The 17,351-nt window shown below is 68.7% G+C and carries 19 protein-coding genes; 7 read left to right on the forward strand and 12 right to left on the reverse strand.

Annotation, left to right across the window (positions count from 1 at the left end; all coding sequences use genetic code 11):
• Nucleotides 1-67 precede the first annotated feature (67 nt).
• A complete protein-coding gene (locus tag BMW26_RS06345) occupies nucleotides 68-1,390 on the reverse strand; it encodes a bifunctional o-acetylhomoserine/o-acetylserine sulfhydrylase (RefSeq protein ID WP_056278296.1) in 1,323 nt (440 codons plus the stop codon).
• A gap of 143 nt (nucleotides 1,391-1,533) precedes the next feature.
• A complete protein-coding gene (locus BMW26_RS06350) occupies nucleotides 1,534-2,124 on the reverse strand; it encodes a TetR/AcrR family transcriptional regulator (protein WP_053095691.1) in 591 nt (196 codons plus the stop codon).
• Nucleotides 2,125-2,158: 34 nt separating this feature from the next.
• Here BMW26_RS06350 and BMW26_RS06355 point away from each other — a divergent pair, with 34 nt between their 5' ends.
• Genes BMW26_RS06355 through BMW26_RS06370 form a run of 4 tightly spaced genes read left to right on the forward strand, consistent with a single transcriptional unit; the run spans nucleotide 2,159 to nucleotide 5,256 of the window.
• On the forward strand, nucleotides 2,159-3,145 hold the full coding sequence (locus tag BMW26_RS06355) for a DMT family transporter (protein WP_083569306.1): 987 nt from the start codon (nucleotides 2,159-2,161) through the stop codon (nucleotides 3,143-3,145).
• Nucleotides 3,139-3,921, forward strand: a complete 783-nt coding sequence (locus BMW26_RS06360) for an SDR family oxidoreductase (RefSeq protein WP_171821902.1) — start codon at nucleotides 3,139-3,141, stop codon at nucleotides 3,919-3,921. Before BMW26_RS06355 ends, BMW26_RS06360 begins: the two co-directional genes overlap by 7 nt.
• A gap of 2 nt (nucleotides 3,922-3,923) precedes the next feature.
• Nucleotides 3,924-4,634, forward strand: a complete 711-nt coding sequence (locus BMW26_RS06365) for a uracil-DNA glycosylase (RefSeq protein WP_072591070.1) — start codon at nucleotides 3,924-3,926, stop codon at nucleotides 4,632-4,634.
• A 4-nt stretch (nucleotides 4,635-4,638) separates the two neighbouring features.
• Nucleotides 4,639-5,256: a GNAT family N-acetyltransferase gene (locus tag BMW26_RS06370; RefSeq protein ID WP_053095693.1), complete on the forward strand. Its 618-nt coding sequence runs from the start codon at nucleotides 4,639-4,641 to the stop codon at nucleotides 5,254-5,256.
• A 9-nt stretch (nucleotides 5,257-5,265) separates the two neighbouring features.
• Here BMW26_RS06370 and BMW26_RS06375 read toward each other — a convergent pair whose 3' ends face one another.
• The 6 genes from BMW26_RS06375 to BMW26_RS06400 form a co-directional block, all read right to left on the reverse strand.
• A complete protein-coding gene (locus BMW26_RS06375) occupies nucleotides 5,266-6,060 on the reverse strand; it encodes an ABC transporter ATP-binding protein (RefSeq protein ID WP_083569307.1) in 795 nt (264 codons plus the stop codon).
• Nucleotides 6,057-6,848: an ATP-binding cassette domain-containing protein gene (locus BMW26_RS06380; RefSeq protein WP_072591071.1), complete on the reverse strand. Its 792-nt coding sequence runs from the start codon at nucleotides 6,846-6,848 to the stop codon at nucleotides 6,057-6,059. Before BMW26_RS06380 ends, BMW26_RS06375 begins: the two co-directional genes overlap by 4 nt.
• Nucleotides 6,845-7,711, reverse strand: coding sequence for an ABC transporter permease (locus BMW26_RS06385; RefSeq protein ID WP_053095695.1), 867 nt, complete (start codon nucleotides 7,709-7,711; stop codon nucleotides 6,845-6,847). Before BMW26_RS06385 ends, BMW26_RS06380 begins: the two co-directional genes overlap by 4 nt.
• Nucleotides 7,711-8,658, reverse strand: a complete 948-nt coding sequence (locus BMW26_RS06390; protein ID WP_053095696.1) for an ABC transporter permease — start codon at nucleotides 8,656-8,658, stop codon at nucleotides 7,711-7,713. The genes BMW26_RS06385 and BMW26_RS06390 overlap by 1 nt, the downstream gene beginning before the upstream one ends.
• 13 nt (nucleotides 8,659-8,671) lie before the next feature.
• Nucleotides 8,672-10,192, reverse strand: a complete 1,521-nt coding sequence (locus BMW26_RS06395; protein ID WP_072591072.1) for an ABC transporter substrate-binding protein — start codon at nucleotides 10,190-10,192, stop codon at nucleotides 8,672-8,674.
• Nucleotides 10,193-10,286: 94 nt separating this feature from the next.
• Nucleotides 10,287-11,213, reverse strand: a complete 927-nt coding sequence (locus BMW26_RS06400; protein WP_072591073.1) for an alpha/beta fold hydrolase — start codon at nucleotides 11,211-11,213, stop codon at nucleotides 10,287-10,289.
• Nucleotides 11,214-11,384: 171 nt separating this feature from the next.
• Between BMW26_RS06400 and BMW26_RS06405 the strand changes: the two genes are divergently transcribed.
• Genes BMW26_RS06405 through BMW26_RS06415 form a run of 3 tightly spaced genes read left to right on the forward strand, consistent with a single transcriptional unit; the run spans nucleotide 11,385 to nucleotide 13,090 of the window.
• A complete protein-coding gene (locus BMW26_RS06405; protein ID WP_072591074.1) occupies nucleotides 11,385-11,867 on the forward strand; it encodes a carboxymuconolactone decarboxylase family protein in 483 nt (160 codons plus the stop codon).
• Nucleotides 11,864-12,586: a tyrosine-protein phosphatase gene (locus tag BMW26_RS06410; RefSeq protein WP_072591075.1), complete on the forward strand. Its 723-nt coding sequence runs from the start codon at nucleotides 11,864-11,866 to the stop codon at nucleotides 12,584-12,586. Before BMW26_RS06405 ends, BMW26_RS06410 begins: the two co-directional genes overlap by 4 nt.
• 33 nt (nucleotides 12,587-12,619) lie before the next feature.
• Complete coding sequence (locus tag BMW26_RS06415) at nucleotides 12,620-13,090, forward strand: SIP domain-containing protein (protein WP_053095701.1); 471 nt, start codon at nucleotides 12,620-12,622, stop codon at nucleotides 13,088-13,090.
• A 13-nt stretch (nucleotides 13,091-13,103) separates the two neighbouring features.
• On the opposite strand, the gene BMW26_RS06420 is transcribed toward BMW26_RS06415, so the two are convergent.
• The 4 genes from BMW26_RS06420 to BMW26_RS06435 all read right to left on the reverse strand — a co-directional run bounded on the left by BMW26_RS06420 (nucleotide 13,104) and on the right by BMW26_RS06435 (nucleotide 17,269).
• Complete coding sequence (locus tag BMW26_RS06420) at nucleotides 13,104-13,550, reverse strand: Fe-S oxidoreductase (RefSeq protein WP_072591076.1); 447 nt, start codon at nucleotides 13,548-13,550, stop codon at nucleotides 13,104-13,106.
• Nucleotides 13,547-14,350 (reverse strand): arginase family protein, encoded by an 804-nt coding sequence (locus tag BMW26_RS06425; RefSeq protein WP_072591077.1) that lies wholly within the window; start codon nucleotides 14,348-14,350, stop codon nucleotides 13,547-13,549. Before BMW26_RS06425 ends, BMW26_RS06420 begins: the two co-directional genes overlap by 4 nt.
• Nucleotides 14,351-14,418: 68 nt before the next feature.
• On the reverse strand, nucleotides 14,419-15,162 hold the full coding sequence (locus BMW26_RS06430; RefSeq protein WP_053095704.1) for a PspA/IM30 family protein: 744 nt from the start codon (nucleotides 15,160-15,162) through the stop codon (nucleotides 14,419-14,421).
• Between the two features lie 55 nt (nucleotides 15,163-15,217).
• On the reverse strand, nucleotides 15,218-17,269 hold the full coding sequence (locus tag BMW26_RS06435) for a TPM domain-containing protein (RefSeq protein ID WP_072591078.1): 2,052 nt from the start codon (nucleotides 17,267-17,269) through the stop codon (nucleotides 15,218-15,220).
• Nucleotides 17,270-17,351: the final 82 nt, after the last annotated feature.

Raw genomic sequence — 17,351 nt, forward strand, 5'->3', positions numbered from 1 at the left:
CCGAACGAGCCGGGGACGAGAAGTGCCCCGAGCCGAAGCCCGGGGCACTTGCTCTGCGTGATGGCGGTCAGGCGCGAGCGGCCTCCGACACGCGGCGAGCCGCGGCGAGTGCCTCGTCGAGGTCTGCCTTGAGGTCGTCGATGTTCTCGATGCCCACCGACAGTCGCACGAGGCCGGGGGTGACGCCGGCCGTGAGCTGCTGCTCGGGCGTGAGCTGCGCGTGGGTGGTCGACGCCGGGTGGATGACGAGAGAGCGCACGTCGCCGATGTTCGCGAGGTGGCTGAACAGCGACAGGCTGTTGACGAACTCGCGACCGGCTTCGACGCCGCCCTTGAGCTCGAACGACAGCACCGCACCGACGCCCTTGGGTGCGTACTGGTTCGCCTTGGCGTACCAGGGGGAAGAGGGCAGGCCAGAGTAGTTGACGGATGCCACGTCGTCCCGGCTGTCGAGCCACTCGGCGATCTCCTGGGCGTTCTGCACGTGACGCTCGATGCGCAGCGACAGCGTCTCGATGCCCTGGATGAGGTTCCAGGCGCTCTGCGGCGCGATGGCCGAGCCGAGGTCGCGGAGCAGCTGCACCCGGGCCTTGATGATGTAGGCGAGCGGGTCACCGACCGCGGCGGTGTAGCTCGCGCCGTGGTACGACGGGTCGGGCTCGGTGAGGCCGGGGAAGCGCTCGACGTTCTTCGACCACTCGAAGGTGCCGCCGTCGATGATCGCGCCGCCGATGGTGGTTCCGTGGCCGCCGAGGAACTTGGTGACCGAGTGCACGACGATGTCGGCGCCGTGCTCGAACGGGCGGATCAGGTACGGAGTCGCGATCGTGTTGTCGACGATCAGCGGGACGCCGCCCTCGTGCGCCACGTCTGCGACGGTGCGGATGTCGAGGATGTTGATCTGCGGGTTGCCGATGGTCTCCGCGAAGAAGAGCTTGGTGTTCGGTCGCAGCGCGCGGCGCCACTCCTCGGGGTCGTCCTGGTTCTCGACGAACGTGACCTCGATGCCGAGCTTGGCGAGCGTGTACTTGAACAGGTTGTACGTGCCGCCGTAGATCGAGCTGGACGAGACGATGTGGTCACCGGCCTGCGCGATGTTCAGCACAGCGAACGTCGACGCCGCCTGACCGCTGGCGAGGACCAGGGCTCCGGTGCCCCCCTCGAGTGCCGCGAGGCGCTGCTCCAGGACGTCCTGCGTCGGGTTCTGGATGCGGGTGTAGATGTTGCCGAACTCCGCCAGGGCGAACAGGTTCGCGGCGTGATCCGCGCTGTCGAACACGTAGGACGTGGTCTGGTAGATCGGAGTGGCGCGGGCCTTGGTCACGGGGTCGGGAGCCGCGCCGGAGTGGATCTGCTTGGTCTCGAAACGCCAGGTCTCGGGTGCGGACATGTGTTCCCCCTGGAACTGTTGGAAGGTCGATTCGACTGATGTCGTTGATGCGACAGTACGGAATATCGGAAGTTGTCAACAGTGGGTGGGAAATGTGACGTAATGAACACCGGCCGGATCCCGGCGCCGGTGCGCGTGCGGGTTCAGGGCCGGCCGAGAAGCCTCGCCGCCCACGTGCGAGCGATCGCGAACGGCTCGGCGAACGTCGTCATCCCGACCGTGACGATCGCGCCCTCGTACAGCAGCATCATCGCCTGTGCCATCGCCTGCGGATCGGTGATCCCCGCTTCGCTGCAGAGCTCCTCGAACAGATCGAGGAGCCAGGCCTTCTGGCGAGACACCTCGGGGAACACCGGGTGGTCGTCGTTGCCCTCGCCGATCTCGGCTCGGGCGTTGATCGCGCTGCATCCCTTCGGGCTGTTCTCGTCGGACCAGGAGATCGCGGCGTCGAAGACCGCGAGCACACGGTCGGCGCCGGGATCGGGCACCCGGGCGAGCTGGCCGGCGACGTGGTCGCGCCACCGCGCATCCCGGTGCTGGAGGTAGGAGACGACCAGCGCCTCCTTCGACCCGAAGCGGTCGTAGAGCGTCTTCTTCGTGACTCCGGCCGCCTCGGCGATCGTGTCGACCCCGACCGCGTGGATGCCTCGCTCGTAGAACAGTCGGGATGCGGCGTCGAGAACGCGCCGCCCTCCGGGCGTGAGCGGGACGAGTTCGGGAACGGACGAGGTCATGCGGACGACTATACCAGTCTGTATAGTCGGCATCATGAGTAAACAGATCGGTGTACTTCCGGTCGTGACGACGGCGACCGCCGCGACCGCATTCGTCGTGACCTGGAGCTCGGGGTTCATCATCCCGGCGTTCGCCACCGTCGAGGTCTCGCCCCTGACGCTCCTCGTGTGGCGGTTCGCGCCCCTGGCCGTCGCGCTGCTCGTGCTCGTCGTCGTCTCAGGAGCGGCGACGGGGATGCACCGACGTGAGCTCCGGATCCAGGCTTCGATAGGGATCTTCGCGCAGTTCGGCTACTGCATCGCGGTCTACGGTGCCGTCGCCGCAGGCATCGCCACCGGCACCGTGGCTCTCATCGACGCGGTGCAGCCCCTGGTGGTGGCTGTGCTCGTCGGGCCCATCCTCGGTCTGCGTGTGCGCGGAGCTCAATGGGTCGGGCTCGGAGTGGGCGCGATCGGAGTGCTGCTCGTCATCCAGTCGCAGCTCGGCGCCACCGAGGCTCCACCTGCGGCCTATGCGCTGCCGGCCGTCGCCATGGTGTGCCTCATCGTCGGCACCCTGCTGCAGCGGAAGACCGGGGTGCAGACCGGCGTGCTCGTGACGCTGACCGTCCACGTGACGGTGACGGCGGCGCTGCTCGTGGTGATCGCGGCGGTGACGGGGACGCTGGTTCCGCCCGCCTCCGGATCGTTCTGGCTCGCCGTGGTGCTGACCGCGGCCGCTCCGACGCTCGCCGCATACGGCCTGTACTGGTGGCTGCTGAAGCGCATCGGCATCACCGCCCTGCAGGCGCTGCTCTTCCTGATCGCGCCGACGACGTCACTGGCCGGAACCATTCTGCTGGGGGAGCCTCTGACGATCCTCACGATCGCCGGATTCGCGCTGTGCGGAGCCGGGGTCGCACTCGTCCTCGTCTCCGAGGTCCGGTCGGCGCGCGTCGACTCCCGACGCGGCGCGTCGACGCGACCCGACGATGCGCAGCGGCTTTCGCGGCCGGAACATCGTACGGTGGAGGAATGGTGAACAGGCGTGCAGTGGTGACGGGTGCGAGTTCGGGTATCGGACAGGCGACGGTGCGCGCGCTGCGCGCCCGCGGCTGGGGGGTCGTGGGAGTCGCGCGACGGGCGTCCCGACTGGAGGCGCTCTCGGCGGAGACCGGGGCGTCGACGATCGCGTGCGACCTGACGAACCCGGAAGCCGTCGCAGCGCTGGTCTCGGAGCTCGAGGATTCGGGACCCGTGCACGCTCTCGTGCAGGTCGCGGGCGGAGCGCGAGGCACGGATCGCATCGAGAACGCGTCGATCGACGACTGGCAGTGGATGTACGACGCGAACGTGCTCTCGAGCCAGCGTCTGGTGGCGGGGCTCCTGCCTCTGCTTCGTCGGGCAGCCGCCGCGGACGGTCACGCGGACACCGTGTTCGTGACCTCGACGGCCGCCCAGGTGGCCTACCCGGGCGGCGGAGGCTACAACGCCGCCAAGGCCGCGCAGGCCATGCTCGTGCACGCCCTCCGTCTCGAGTTGAACGGCGAGCCGATCCGCGTGTCCGAGATCGCTCCCGGAATGGTGCACACCGAGGAGTTCACGCTCAACCGTCTGGGCGGAGACGCGGTCGCGGCAGAGGCCGTGTATTCGGGCGTCGAGGCGCCGCTGCGTGCCGAGGACGTCGCCGACGTGATCGCCTATGCCCTCGACGCGCCCGCTCATGTGAATCTCGACCTCGTCACGATGCGACCCGTCGCGCAGTCGGCCAACCATCTTCTCGCCCGCGGACCGCTGCGCGTGCGGCCGATCGACTGAGGATGACCGCGCGCACTCTCGCCGAGCTCGCCGGCGACGGTCTCATGGACCCCGAATGGGCGGACGCACTCGCTCCGGCTCAGCAGACGATCACCGCCCTCGGGGAGCGGCTGCGGGAGGAGCAGGCCGCAGGACGCGGTTATCTTCCCGCGGGCGATCACGTGCTGCGCGCCTTCGAACGCCCGATGTCCGACGTCAAGGTGCTCATCACCGGCCAGGACCCGTATCCGACTCCCGGGCACCCGATCGGGCTGTCGTTCGCCGTCGACCATGACGTGCGGCCGCTGCCGCGCAGCCTGGGGAACATCTACCGGGAACTCGCGAGCGATCTCGGCATCCCGCCTGCCCCCCACGGAGATCTGTCCGCGTGGAGCGACCAGGGGGTCCTGCTGCTCAACAGGGTGCTGACCGTGCGGCCCGGCGAGGCCGGCTCCCATCGCCGCTGGGGATGGGAGCAGGTGACCGAGCTCGCGATCCGCGCACTCGTCGCGCGGGACCAGCCGCTCGTCGCGATCCTGTGGGGCAAGGACGCCGCGAATCTGCAGCCCCTCCTCGGCGAGACCCCCGTGATCGCCTCGGCGCACCCGTCTCCGCTCTCCGCACGGCGCGGATTCTTCGGCTCTCGGCCGTTCTCGCGAGCGAACGAGCTGCTCGACGGGCTCGGTGCGAGTCCGATCGACTGGCGCGTCGGCGAAGCGCCCCCTCTAAGCTGATCGCATGCAGTTCGAGCCCGGTGATCGCCGCCGTGTGCTGCCGCGCCATCTGCGCCCGCAGCCCGAACCCGACGTGTTCTCGTACTCGATCCGCCCCGCACGTTCGGGCGACCTCCCGTACGTGCGCGAGATCTACAACCATTTCGTCAGCAATTCGGTGGTCACTCTCGATGAGCGGCGCAGCAGCATCCCCTACTGGCGTGAGAAGTTCGCGCTGCTGAGCAAGCTCGGCCTGCCCTTCCTGGTGGCGGTCTCGCCGGCGGGGGTCGTGATCGGGTACGCGCTGGCGCAGCCGTGGGCGGGCAAGAACGCGTACCGGTACACGGTCGAGGACTCGATCTACCTCGGCCCGGGAGCCGGCGGCAAGGGGCTCGGAGCTGCGCTGCTGCAGGCGCTCATCGACGCCTGCGAACAGCTCGGCATCCGCGAGATGGTGGCCGTGATCAGCGACACGAAGGCCGACGCCTCGATTCGGCTCCACGCGAAGCTCGGCTTCGTCGAGGCCGGACGGATGGGCCGGGTCGGGCACAAGTTCGGCCGGGACCTCGGGACCGTCTACATGCGCCGCGCGCTGCGTCCCAGCCGTCGGCGGAAGTTCTTCAGCACGAGCTCGGCGCGCTGACGACCCTGCTCACGACGGGGGAGCGGGGATCACGGGGATCGCGGCGAGGAGAGCCTTCGTGTAGTCCTGCGTCGGGCGCAGCAGCACGTCTGCGGTGGGTCCTCGCTCGACGACGGCGCCGTCCTTCATCACGACCACCGTGTCGCACAGGTTCTGTACCACGCCGATGTCGTGCGACACCAGGACGAGCGTCAGGTCGGCGCTGCGTCGCAGCTCGATCAGGAGCTCGAGGATCTGAGCTCGCACGGTCACGTCGAGCGCCGACAGGGGCTCGTCTCCGACGAGGATGCGGGGTCGATGCACGATGGCGCGGGCCAACGCGATCCGCTGCCGCTGCCCTCCCGAGAACTCGTGCGGGTAGCGGTCGCCCATCTCGGGTTCGAGGCCGACCTGCTCGAGCACGTCGCGCACGCGCGCGCGGTCGTCTCCCTCGATGCCGAGCGCCCAGAGGGGCTCGCGGATGATCTGGGCGGCGGTCATCCGAGGGTCCAGCGATGCGTACGGGTCCTGGAACACGAGCCCGGTCTGACGGCGCAGCCAGTGCAGCGAGCGGGCGGATGCCGCGGCATCCACGACTCTTCCATCGACGGTGACGGTGCCGGACGTCGGACGGTCGAGTCCGAGCAGCAGTCTGACGAGCGTCGATTTCCCCGACCCGGATTCGCCGATGATCCCGACGGACGACCCCTCGACGATGTCGAGGTCGGTCGGCGCCAAGGCTGTCTGCCTGCGCGTCGGCTCGAAGGCGGAGCGCTTGGGGATCACGAAGTCACGCCGCAGAGACCGCGCCTCGATCAGGCTCATCGCGTGCCTCCCTCGGGCCGCCACAGGGTCGCGGTCGCGTCGCGGAGCAGCCCTTGGGTGATCGGCGATGTCGGGGCGGTGAGGAGCGTGCTCACGCGAGCCGCCTCGACCACGTGGCCGTCTTCGAGGACCACGCCCTGGGTCGCGACCTGAGCGAGGACGGCGAGATCGTGGGTGATGAACACGAGTGACATGCCCTGCTCCTCGACGAGGTTCAACAGCAGAGCGAGGATCTCGGCTTGGATCGTGACGTCGAGAGCGGTCGTCGGCTCATCGGCGATGAGCAGACGCGGTCGGCACGCGAGCGCCATCGCGATCGCCACCCGCTGCCTCTGACCGCCGGACAGCTGGTGCGGATACCGATCGACGATCGACGCCGGGTCGGGCAGGCGCACGCGAGCCGCCTCCTGGATCGCTCGCTCTCGGGCCTCTCGTCGACCGATGCCCTCGTGGATGCGGATCGACTCGGCGATCTGCCTGCCGACCGTGCGGATCGGGTTCAGAGCGGTGCGCGGCTCCTGGAAGACGATCCCGATCTCGTCACCGCGCAGGCGTGCGAGCTCGCGATCCGGCATTCCGATCAGCTCAGTGCCGTTCCAGCGGATGCTGCCGCTCGCGGTCGCGCCGTCGGGAAGGAGCCCGAGAACGGCCAGGGCGGTCAAGGACTTGCCGGATCCGGATTCGCCGATCAGGCCCAGGCGCGATCCGTCCGGCACCTCGAACGAGACGCCGTCGACCACCGGCCGTCCGTCGATGCGGACGACGAGGTCGGTCACTTCGAGACTCATGCGATCACCGCCGGCGTGTGGATCTCGGCGGCGCGATGGCGCAGCGTGGGATCGGTGGCCTCGCGCAGGCCGTCGCCCAGGAGGTTGAGAGCGAGCACCGTGATCGTGATCGCGAGGCCCGGCCAGATGACCGAGAGGGGATGCACGCCGATGTAGCGCTGGAGATCGGCGAGCAGCAGCCCCCAGCTCGGCTCCACCACCGACGCGCCGAAGCCCAGGTACGACAGTCCCGCTTCGGCGAGCACGGCGACCGCCATCGACCACGACAGCTGCACGATGAACACGGGCGCGACGTTGGGCAGCAGGTGGCGCGCGAGGCTCTGACCGGTCGTCAGGCCGGAGGCCCGCGCGGCGAGGACGAAGTCGCTCTGCTGCACGCGGCGCAGCTCTGGTCGGGTGACGCGAGCGATGTTGACGCCGAAGCCGATGCCCACCGACCAGATCACCACCCAGAGCGAGCCGCCCCAGACCGACGAGATCATCATCGCGATGAGCAGCACGGGGAAGGCGATCAGGATGTCGACGAGCACGGCCACCGTCTCACGCAGCCACCGTGCCGTGAGCGCGCCGAGCGCGGCCAGGGCGATGCCGACGACCGTGGCGACGAGCCCGGCGCCGATGCTCACGAACACCGTCGTCCGAGAGCCCGCCATGAGCAGACTGAGGATGTCGCGCCCGGTGTCGTCGGTGCCGAGCAGATGGGGCCAGCCGGGGACACCCCAGCGAGCCGCCAGATCGGACTCCTGCGGGTCGAACGGCGTCCAGAACAGCGAGACGAGCGCCGTGAGAGCGACGATGGCGACGACGATCAGACCGAATCGCCCGGTCGCGGTCCGCCACAGTCTCGACAGCCAACCGGACATCAGGCCTCCCTCTGCCGAGGATCGATCGCACGATGGACCAGATCGACGAGGAAGCCCACCACGAGCACGAAACCGGTGAGCACGAGCAGCTCGCTCTGCACCTTGACGAGGTCGCGCGTTCCGACGTCGGCCACGAGCATCCGCCCGATGCCCGGGAGGGTGAACAGCTGCTCGATGACGACCGAGCCGACGATGATGCCCGCGACCTGCAGTCCGAGGACAGTGATGATCGAGAGTCCGACTGCCGGTATGCCGTGGGAGATGAGGGCGCGCGTGCGGGTGAGTCCCTTGGCGGCGGCGGTGCGGACGAAGTCCTGTCCCGCAGCCTGCAGGGTCGCACTGCGCACGAATCTCATGAGCATCGCGCCCTCGACGATGCCGATCGTGAGAGCGGGCAGCAGCAGCGATTCGATCGCTCGCCAGGGCGTGCTCCACCCGGTGCGGGGGAAGCCCTGCGGGGGAAGCCAGCCGAGCCAGACCGAGAAGACGACGATGAGCATCATGCCCGCCCAGACGACGGGCACCGCGGCGAGAGCCTGCGCGCCCACGCTCAGCGCCGTGCCTCCGCGACCGCCACGACGCAGCGCGGCCAGGATTCCGAACGGCACGGCGATGAGGACGGCGATGAGCAGGGAGAGGATGCCGAGCGGGACCGTGACCTGCGCCTTCTCGAGCAGCTCCTCGCCGACCGAGGCGCCCGAGAGGAGCGACGTGCCGAGATCGCCGCGGAAGATCCCGCCGATCCACTCCGCGTACTGCGCGGGGAGAGGACGGTTCAGACCGAGGGATTCGCGAAGGGCCTCCACCTCGTCGGGGGAGGCCTGCGTGCCCGCGATCAGCTGTGCGACATCGCCGGGGAAGACCCTGAGTGTCAGGAAGATCACCGCACTCGAGACGAGGAGCCCTGCGATGAGCAGGGCTCCTCGAACGAGCGCGTAGCGGATCACGACGTGCGCGTCATCACTTCTCGGTGGCCACGGTCACCCCGGCCAGGTTGATGCGGGAGTTGATCGAGTCCTCGGGGAAGCCGGTCACGAGCGGGCTCACGGCCGTGATGGTCGCACCGTTGTACAGCCAGTCCGCCGCGTGGTCCTCGGACACGATGCGCGCGGCTTCGGCGAGCAGGTCCGCGGACTTGTCGGGATCGACCTCGGCCAGCGCCTCGGTGTACAGGCCCTGCACCTCGGCGTTGTCGTAGCCGAAGTAGTAGTCGGGGTTCGCGAAGTTGCCGAAGTCACGCGGCTCGACGTGCAGCACGAAGCTGAGGTCGTAGTCGTGGTTGGTGTAGACGTCCTCCAACCAGGTCGGGAACTCGACGGAGTCGACATCGAGGGTGACGCCGACCTTCTGGAAGTCCGAGATGAGCACCTTGGGGACCGTCGTTCCGTAGAAGCTGGGGATCGTCAGGGTGAGCTCGAGATCCTCCTGGCCGGCTTCTGCAAGCAACTCCTTCGCCTTCTCCGGATCGTAGGAGACGACATCGGAGAGGTCCTCGTAACCGGGGTCCAGCTCGGGGATCGGTCCGTACAGGGTGGATCCCGCACCGACGGCCTCGACGAGAGCCTCGTGATCGATCGCGAGGCGGAGTGCCTCGCGTACCCGCACGTCGTCGAGAGGCGCCTTGGCGTTGTTGAACGCGAGCGTGGCCTTGTCTGTGGTGCGGCCGGTCGTGAGGGTGAAGTCGCCGGAATCCTCGAGCTGCGGGGCGAGATTCGGGTCGACGGCTGTGAGAACCTGAACCCCGCCGTCGAGAGCGGTGTTCACTCCGGCGGTGAAGTCGGGGATGTACTGGAACTCGACCTCGGCGACTCCCGCCGGTTCGCCCCAATAGGCGTCGTTGCGGGCGAAGGTGATGGCGCTGCCCTTGTTCCACCGAGTCAGGGTGAAGGGGCCGGTTCCGTTCTCGGCGGTCTTGAGGTCGGTCGTGTCGCCCGTCTGGAAGACGAGACCCGCAGGCCCGGTGAGCGAGAACAGGAAGTTCTGGTTCGGCTCCGTGAGCACGATCTGCACCGTCGCGGGGTCCGGGGCGGTGATAGAGGCCACCGAGGCGAACTCGGCGTTGCCCTGCAGCGTCGCGTCCGTGCGGACGGCCTCGTACGAGGCGACCACGTCGGCCGAGGTGAGTGCGGTTCCGCTGTGGAACGTGATGCCCTCGTTGAGGGTGAACGTGTAAGTGAGTCCGTCGTCGGAGACCTCGTAGTCCGAGGCGAGGCGGGGCACGATCTCGTTCTCCTGCGTCCGGCTGATCAGACCCTCGTAGATGTTGTCGATGAGGATCTGCTCGAGGGCGGCGCCGCTGGTGTGACGGATGTCGAGATTGGTGGGTTCGAGGACGAGCCCCACCTGGAGCGTCGCGTCCGGATCGGGCTCTCCGACGGGCTCAGTGGTCTCGGGCTCTGCGGCACCCGCGCAGGCGGTGAGGACGATGGCGCTCGCCGCGATGGCGGAGATCAGCGCGAGTCGTCGCGTACGTCGGAACATGGGTTGTTTCCTCTCGGTGCGGCAGTTGCTGTGTGCCGATGGATCGAGCCTAGGGATGTGTCGGGTGGGTGAGGGCGGAATGTGGAACGGAACGTCACATTCCGTGCGGCGGGAGCGAGGACGAGATCACCGCGGCGAGCTGCCCGGGCGCGGTCTCCTGAACGTTGTGGGTGGCCTGGACGGCGACCACGCGGGCCTGAGGCAGACGATCGGCGAACTCCTGCGCATCCGCTGCGGTCACGAAGCCGTCGATGGCGCGGAGGAGCGTGAGGGGTGCCGACGTCTGCGAGAGATCCTGCCAGCCGGTGGTGTGAAGTGCGGACGGCGCCGAGACGTCGCCGCGGTCGTGCGCAGCGAGCGTCTGGGCCGCGAGGTGCGCGAAGTGGTGCTTCCACTCGACGCGGCCGTCGGCGCGCACGCGGGTGTTCAGGAACACGCCCCGCTCGGTGTCAGACCTGGCGCCTCCGAACCCGAACGAGATCGCGCGGTCGACGAGCTCGTCGCGCGTCTCGAAATCCGTGGGGCCGGCGTAGAACTCGCGCAGGGCGGCGGGCCCGGCGGACGTGTCGATGCCCGGAGTGATGTCGACCACGATCAGCCCCGACACGAGGTCGGGACGGGCAGCGGCAAGAGCTGCGCCGGTGAGGCCGCCGAGCGAGTGACCCACGACCAGCTGCGGGGCGTCCGTCCAGGCGTCGAGCGCCGCGGCGACGTCGAGGGCGAGAGTGCGAGGGGTGTAATCGAGGTCGTCGCGCCACGACGAGTCGCCGTGACCGGCGAGGTCGATCGCCAGCACCGGCTGCTGGAGCGCGAGCACCGTCGTGTCCCACGTGTGCGCATTGAGACCGGCGCCGTGCAGCAGTGTCACTCGAGGTGCCTCGTCGCCGAATCGCAGCGCGCTCACCTGGCGGCCGTCCGGCAGGGGCAGCGTCACGCGTCGAACGGACGGTTCGGAGACCCCCATCGTCTGCGCCTGTGCGGGAAGATAGCTGAACTCGCTGGTGTCGATCGCCACCTGCATATTCTGCTCTGCTTCGAGGGTGGTGGGGAAATGCGGGAGCATTATGTTTGCCGTAACCCGGCTCACCCTTGGCGAAAAGGTATCAAATCGGCGCTGTCATTTCGCGCTCTGCATTCTCGCTTCCTGTGAGCGGCTCGCCAGCTTGAGTGCACAACGGAATATCATTGAGCCATGAGCGAGACGCGAGTGCACCTCTCAAAGACCGAGCCGGCGGCCTACCAGGCGCTCGACGCCTTCGCCCGCACTGTGGGAGACATCTGCGCAGCCAACGGGATCGACGATCGGCTCAAGGAGATCGTGATGATCCACTCGTCGCAGCTCAACGGGTGCAGCTACTGCACGCGTCTGCATGTGGATCGCGCGCTCAAGGCGGGCATCGACACCGACACGCTCATGCAGATCGCGACGTGGCGCGAGAGCAATGTCTTCAGTGACCGCGAGGAAGCCGCGCTCGAGCTCGCCGAGGCTTTCACCTTCATCTCCGAGGAGGGCATCTCCGACAACGTGTACGACCGGGTCGGTGGAGTGTTCACCGAGAAGGAGTACGCGGCACTGAGCTGGGCCTGCATCTCGATCAACGCCTTCAACCGAGTCGTGATCGCCGGAAGATACCCGGTTCCGCCGCGCTCGCCGCAGGCTCAGGCGCAGGCATGAGCGTTCTCGAGGTCGACGGGGTCAACAACTTCCGCGACGTCGGGGGGATGCTCGCAGACGGTGGTCGGATCCGTTCGGGCGTGCTGTTGCGATCCGGCCAGCTCTCGGCGGCGACCACTGCCGGGGTGAACGAGGTCCGTCGCCGCGTCGCTCACATCGTCGATCTCCGCGACGGCGAAGAGGTCGCCGCAGAGCCGACTGAGATCGAGGGTCCCGACACCACTCACCTTCCGCTGTTCCTCGGATCCGTGCGGTCGTTCTTCGAGACGGACACGAGCCTGGAGGATCTCTACCTGCACCTGCTCGAGGAGAGCGGAGATCGGCTCGTCGCCGCGATCCGCATCATCGCCGAGGGGGAGCCGACTCTCGTCCACTGCACGGTCGGCAAGGACCGCACCGGGGTGACCGTCGCGCTCGCGCTCGCCGCAGTGGGCGCCGACCGTGAGGCGATCGTCGCGGACTACGCGCTCACGGAGTCGCTGCTGCCCGCCGAGCGGTCGCAGCGCATCGCCGCGTACCTGAGGTCGCAGCATCCGCAGGCGGTGCACGCCGTCGCTCTGGCGACGCAGTCGCCGGCACCGGTGATGCGGGCGCTGCTCGAGCAGGTCGACGAACGTTGGGGTTCGGCCGCCGGCTATCTGCGCGCGAACGGGATGACGGACCAGGAACTCGAGTCTCTGCGACGCGCACTGGTGGAAGAAGTCCCCGAGCAAGGTTAGGCAACCCTTCATGTGCTGTATGATGGATGCATCATGGAGACCTTCCTCGAGACCCGCAGCACGCGTGCCGAGCGCCGCGCCGCACGTCGCCGTGCTCACCACCTGGTGACGGCCGACGAGCACTCGCTCACCGAGCTCGAGGTCTTCCTCGCCACTCTGCCGCTGTGCGCGTCGGGTCGGATCTTCATCGAGGTCGCCGACGCGTCCGACATCGGCGTGATCGAAGCCCCTGGACGCATGACGGTCACGTGGCTCGCTCGATCCCAGCGATCGGGCGCACCGGGAAGCGGGCGAGCGTGCGCACCCGGCGAGGCTCTCGCCCGAGCGACCTGCGCATGGGCAGACGAGATGCTCTGCGACGACGAACTCGACACCCACGTCACCCTTCTCGGAGGCTTCCTCGGCACGGCTGACATCGTCGAGCACCTGACGGGCGCCCTCGAGATCCAGCCTGCTCAGATCCACGCTCCGGAGCGCTTCGGGCTGCTGCCCGTCGACCGCTGAGCGCCTCCGCGCTCTACGGCCGCGACCTGCTGCGGCGCACGTAGTTGCCGTCTTCCAGGCCTGCCTCGATCTCGAAGCGGTTACGCAGCGGATCCCTGCCCGCGAACAGGTAGAGCACCGGAAGCAGGATGCCGTAGCGCAGCCACTGCGCCTTGTGCACCGCCTCGTGGCGCAGCACGGCGTCGCTCGGACGGGCGTCACCCGTCAGGAAGCAGCCGCCGACGCACACTCCGCCGCGGTTGAACGTCCAGTTCGGCATCCCCTGGAACACCCACAGGCCCGATCGGCGTTCGACGGGACCCGTGCTCCACAGGGACCCCCAGATCCAGCCCACGGACGTGCCCCACCAGTAGCCGATCCGGCTGATCGGCGAACGCAGGAGGAACGCGGGGATCCGGCGGTCGAGTCTCCGACCGCGAGCCACAGCGCGGTCGGCGGCCGGCCGCCAGTCGGACGTCATGCGACGGCTCCGACGAGACGGAGCAGCGCGCCGAGGTCCTCGACCGCGTCAACGGGTGAGCGAGGGGCGAACCCCGCGATGGTGGCGCCCGCCAGCGGCACACGGGACCGCAGTGCGCGGATCGCGGTGCTCAGACTCGCGGGCGAGAGTCCGAACGGTGCGGGGGAGGAGACACCGGCGATCTCCGCAGGGTCGAGCACATCGACGTCGATGTGCACCCATACGCGGCGCGCGCCGGTCGCTTCGACCGCGTCGGCGAGAGCGTCGGGCGATTCCAGATCGTCGACGGAGAGCTGGGCGAGGCCGTCGAGGGCGGTGACCTCGTCGTCGTCGAGATTGCGCATGCCCACCGTGACCACCCGATCGCGGGGGATCCCGGGCGAGAGCGCGAGTTGAGGCTCTCCGTCGCCGAGTACCGCGCGGAGCGCCATGCCGGAGAACGCTCCGGAGGGTGAGGTGTCCGGCGTGTGCAGGTCGGCGTGGGCATCGCACCACACGACGGCCAGGTCGTCGGTTCCGCCGGGAAGAGCCGCCAGGGCGGCGACGGTCACGCTGCAGTCGCCGCCGATGATCACGGTGTCGGCGGTCATGCCGGTTTCGACGAGCTCTCGGGTGCGAAGGAGAGCGCTGAGTCGGCGGACGCCGGTGCCGAGGGATTCACCGGCTTCGACCGGCACATCGAGCACCGTGGTCGCGGCACGCGGAAGGTCGCCAGCGATCGCCGAGGCGCCGTCGACGAGCAGCATCGCGCGAGCGGCGGGGGAGCCCTGCCACTGCGGGACGACGAGGAAACGCACCATGGGTGCCTCCAGCTGAGAAAGAGGAGCGGGTGCCTCGGACGCGAGGATCCGAGGCACCCGCAGGTGTGTCAGGAGCCTTCGATGGCCTGGCGAGGGGCGGAGCCGCCCGCCTTCAGCTCGGCGAGACGAGCCTCGACCTCGGTGAGCTCACCGAGGTCTTCGAGGCTCTCGAACTGAGCGTCGAGGCTGGATGCCGCGAGCTCGATCTTGCCCTGGGCGAGGGCCTCCTGACGGCGGACCTTGTCTTCGAAACGTCCCAGCTCGCTGGTGGGGTCGAGGACGTTGATCGAGGAGACCGCATCCTGCACCTTCGTCTGAGCCTCGGCGACCTTGGCGCGGGCGAGCAGCTCGCTGCGCTTGTTCTTCAGCTCGCCGAGCTTGTCCTTCATGCCGTTGAGGCCGGACTTCAGCTTGTCGACGATCTCGGTCTGAGCGGCGATCTGCGGCTCGGCCCCGGTCGCCTCGCGCTCGGCGCTGATCTGGCGCTGCAGAGCGATCTTCGCGAGGTTGTCGAACTTGTCGGCATCGGCGGCGTCGCCGGTGGAGCGCATCTCGTCGGCCTTGCGGCTGGCGGCGAGAGCCTTGTTGCCCCACTCGGTGGCGGCCTGGACGTCTTCTTCGTGGTCGCGCTCCAGCAGACGCAGGTTGCCGATGGTCTCGGCGATGGCCGACTCCGCGTCGGCGATGCTGTTCGTGTAGTCGCGAACGAGCTGGTCGATCATCTTCTGCGGGTCTTCCGCAGAGTCCAGGAGCGAGTTGATGTTCGCGCGGACGAGGGTCGAGATACGTCCGAAGATGGACTGCTTGGTCATGCGTGGTTCCTTTCAGAGGGTCGGACTCGATGTCTGGGGTCGATAGGTGTGCGGTTCAGAAGCGTCGCCCTCCCGAACGGCCGCTGCGGCCGCTGGAGCGGCTGCCGCCGCCTCCGCCGAAACCGGAGCTGCGGAACCCGCCGCCACCGCTGGAACGCCAGCTGCTGCTGCGCGAGGAGCCGCCGCCTCCGCCTCCGCCGCCCGAGAGCAGACCGCCGATGATGCCGCCCAGGATGTCGCCGCCCAGGCCGGAACCGCCGGAGCCTGATCCGCCGCCGAAGATGCTGCCGCCGGCGCCGCCCCATCCGCTCTCATAGCGGCTCGGGCTCATGGCCGCGACATCCGCCTGGGCGGACGAGGTGGCCTGCCGGGCGAGTTCGAGCGCGCGTCCTGCTTCTGCGAGCGCGGTCTCGGGATCCGACGACCGCAGACTCACGGCCTGAGTAAGGGTCGCGTCGGCCTGGGAGAGGCGGGTGCGAGCCGTGGAGCCGACGGTTCCCCGCCGCGTCTCGATGTACTCGCGCGCTGCTCGGATCTCGGAGCCCGCCTGCGTCAGGGTCTGCTCGAGAAGCTGCTGCACGCGTCGCGCCCGTTCCACGGCCTGGGTGCCCTCCGCGATCGCGGCGTCGATCTGCGTGTTCGCCGCGCTGAGCGCTTCGAGCACGCGCTGCGGACTGCGCGATGCTCCGGAGAGGTCGGCCTGCGCACGCTGCAGCTGCTGCGAGGTTGCGGCCGCGACCGCGGCGAGCGTGCCTCCGGCGTCAGGCAGCTGCTGTGCCGCGGCGATGTCGGCCTGCAGCTCGGCGACGAGAGCCTGCGCCTGCGATTCGATACGGGAGAGTTCGGTGCCCAGCGCGGTGATGGCCTCGACCAGCTGTGTCGCCTGCGCCACCGACTGCTCGGCCGTGCGGATGGCGAACGCCGCCTCGCCGGAGCGACCGGCCGCTATCGCCTGCTGCGCGGCCTCGATCGAGCGGTCGGCCAGGGCTGCCCGCTCCTGAGCCTGTGCCGGGTTGTCGGACACCGTGCTCAGTGCCGATGCGTCGTAGGTGGCGGACAGCGCGGCCAGAGCGGGAGCCGCGGAAGTCAGAAGCGGGACGAGAGCGGCTCGCTCGCCGCGGACTCTGTCGAGTTCCTGTGGTGCGTTCTGCTCGAGCTTGCGGAGCGCGTCGAACGCGTCGGTGTTCTCGTCGAGGACGTCGTCGATCTCGTCGCACAGCCGGATGATGCGGATGTGCCAGGCGCGGCGATCGTGGACGGTGTCCTCGATCTCGTCGTCGAGCTTCTGCTTCAGATCGAAGGCCTCGGACATCTTCGACTTCGCGGTCTCGACTGCTCCGCTGAACTCGGCGGTCGCCGCGTCGCCGAACTGGGCGACGGCGAAGCCGAGCTCCTCGCGGCTCGAGGTGATCGCATCGTCCGCCTGCACGAGTGCGGCCCCCGCCTGCGTCTCCACCTGCTCGTCGGTCAGCGTGGAGAACGGATCGTTCGGATCGGGCGTCTCGGGCATGGCGCCACGCCTGCGGATCGCGGCATTGCGACGCGCGCGGCGAATGAGGGCGATGATCAGCCAGATGATCAGGCCGACCGCGATGACGGCGACCACGATCAGTGTGGCCCGTAGAGCGCCCGCACCGCCGTCGCCCTCGATCTCGTCGGCGGCGAGGACGATCATGCCCTCCCAGTCCTCTTGTGCGGCCAGACCCTGGATCTTGTCTTCCACGTCGTCGAGCTCGCTGTCACTGAGCGGGCCGTCGGGTGCTGCCGAGATGTAGTAGCTGCGTCCCTCTACCGCGATCGCGAGCAGGTACTGCTCGGAGCCGAGGTTGTTGTTCTCTGCGACGGTATCGGCCCAGGCGACGTTGTCGGTCGGCGAGGTGAAGTCATCGACGAGGACGACGAAGAGATCGGACGAGGAATTGTCGCTGAGCGTCTGGAGTCGAGCCTCGACGGCGTCCTCTTGGCTCGGGCTGAGGACGTCGGCGTCGTCCGTCACGTATCCCGAGTCGAGCGTCACGGGGTCGGTCGCGGAGGCAGCAGATGCGGAGAACGCGGCTGCTGCAGCCGCCGCGGTCAGTGCGGCCAGCGCCAGCCACCGTGTCTTCATCGTGTTCCCTCCGACCGGCAGCCGAGCCCCATGGCACGAGTCTATGCACAGAGGCCGACACGCGACACCTTCCGAGGGGGGA

Source organism: Microbacterium sp. 1.5R (genome assembly GCF_001889265.1).
GTDB lineage: Bacteria > Actinomycetota > Actinomycetes > Actinomycetales > Microbacteriaceae > Microbacterium.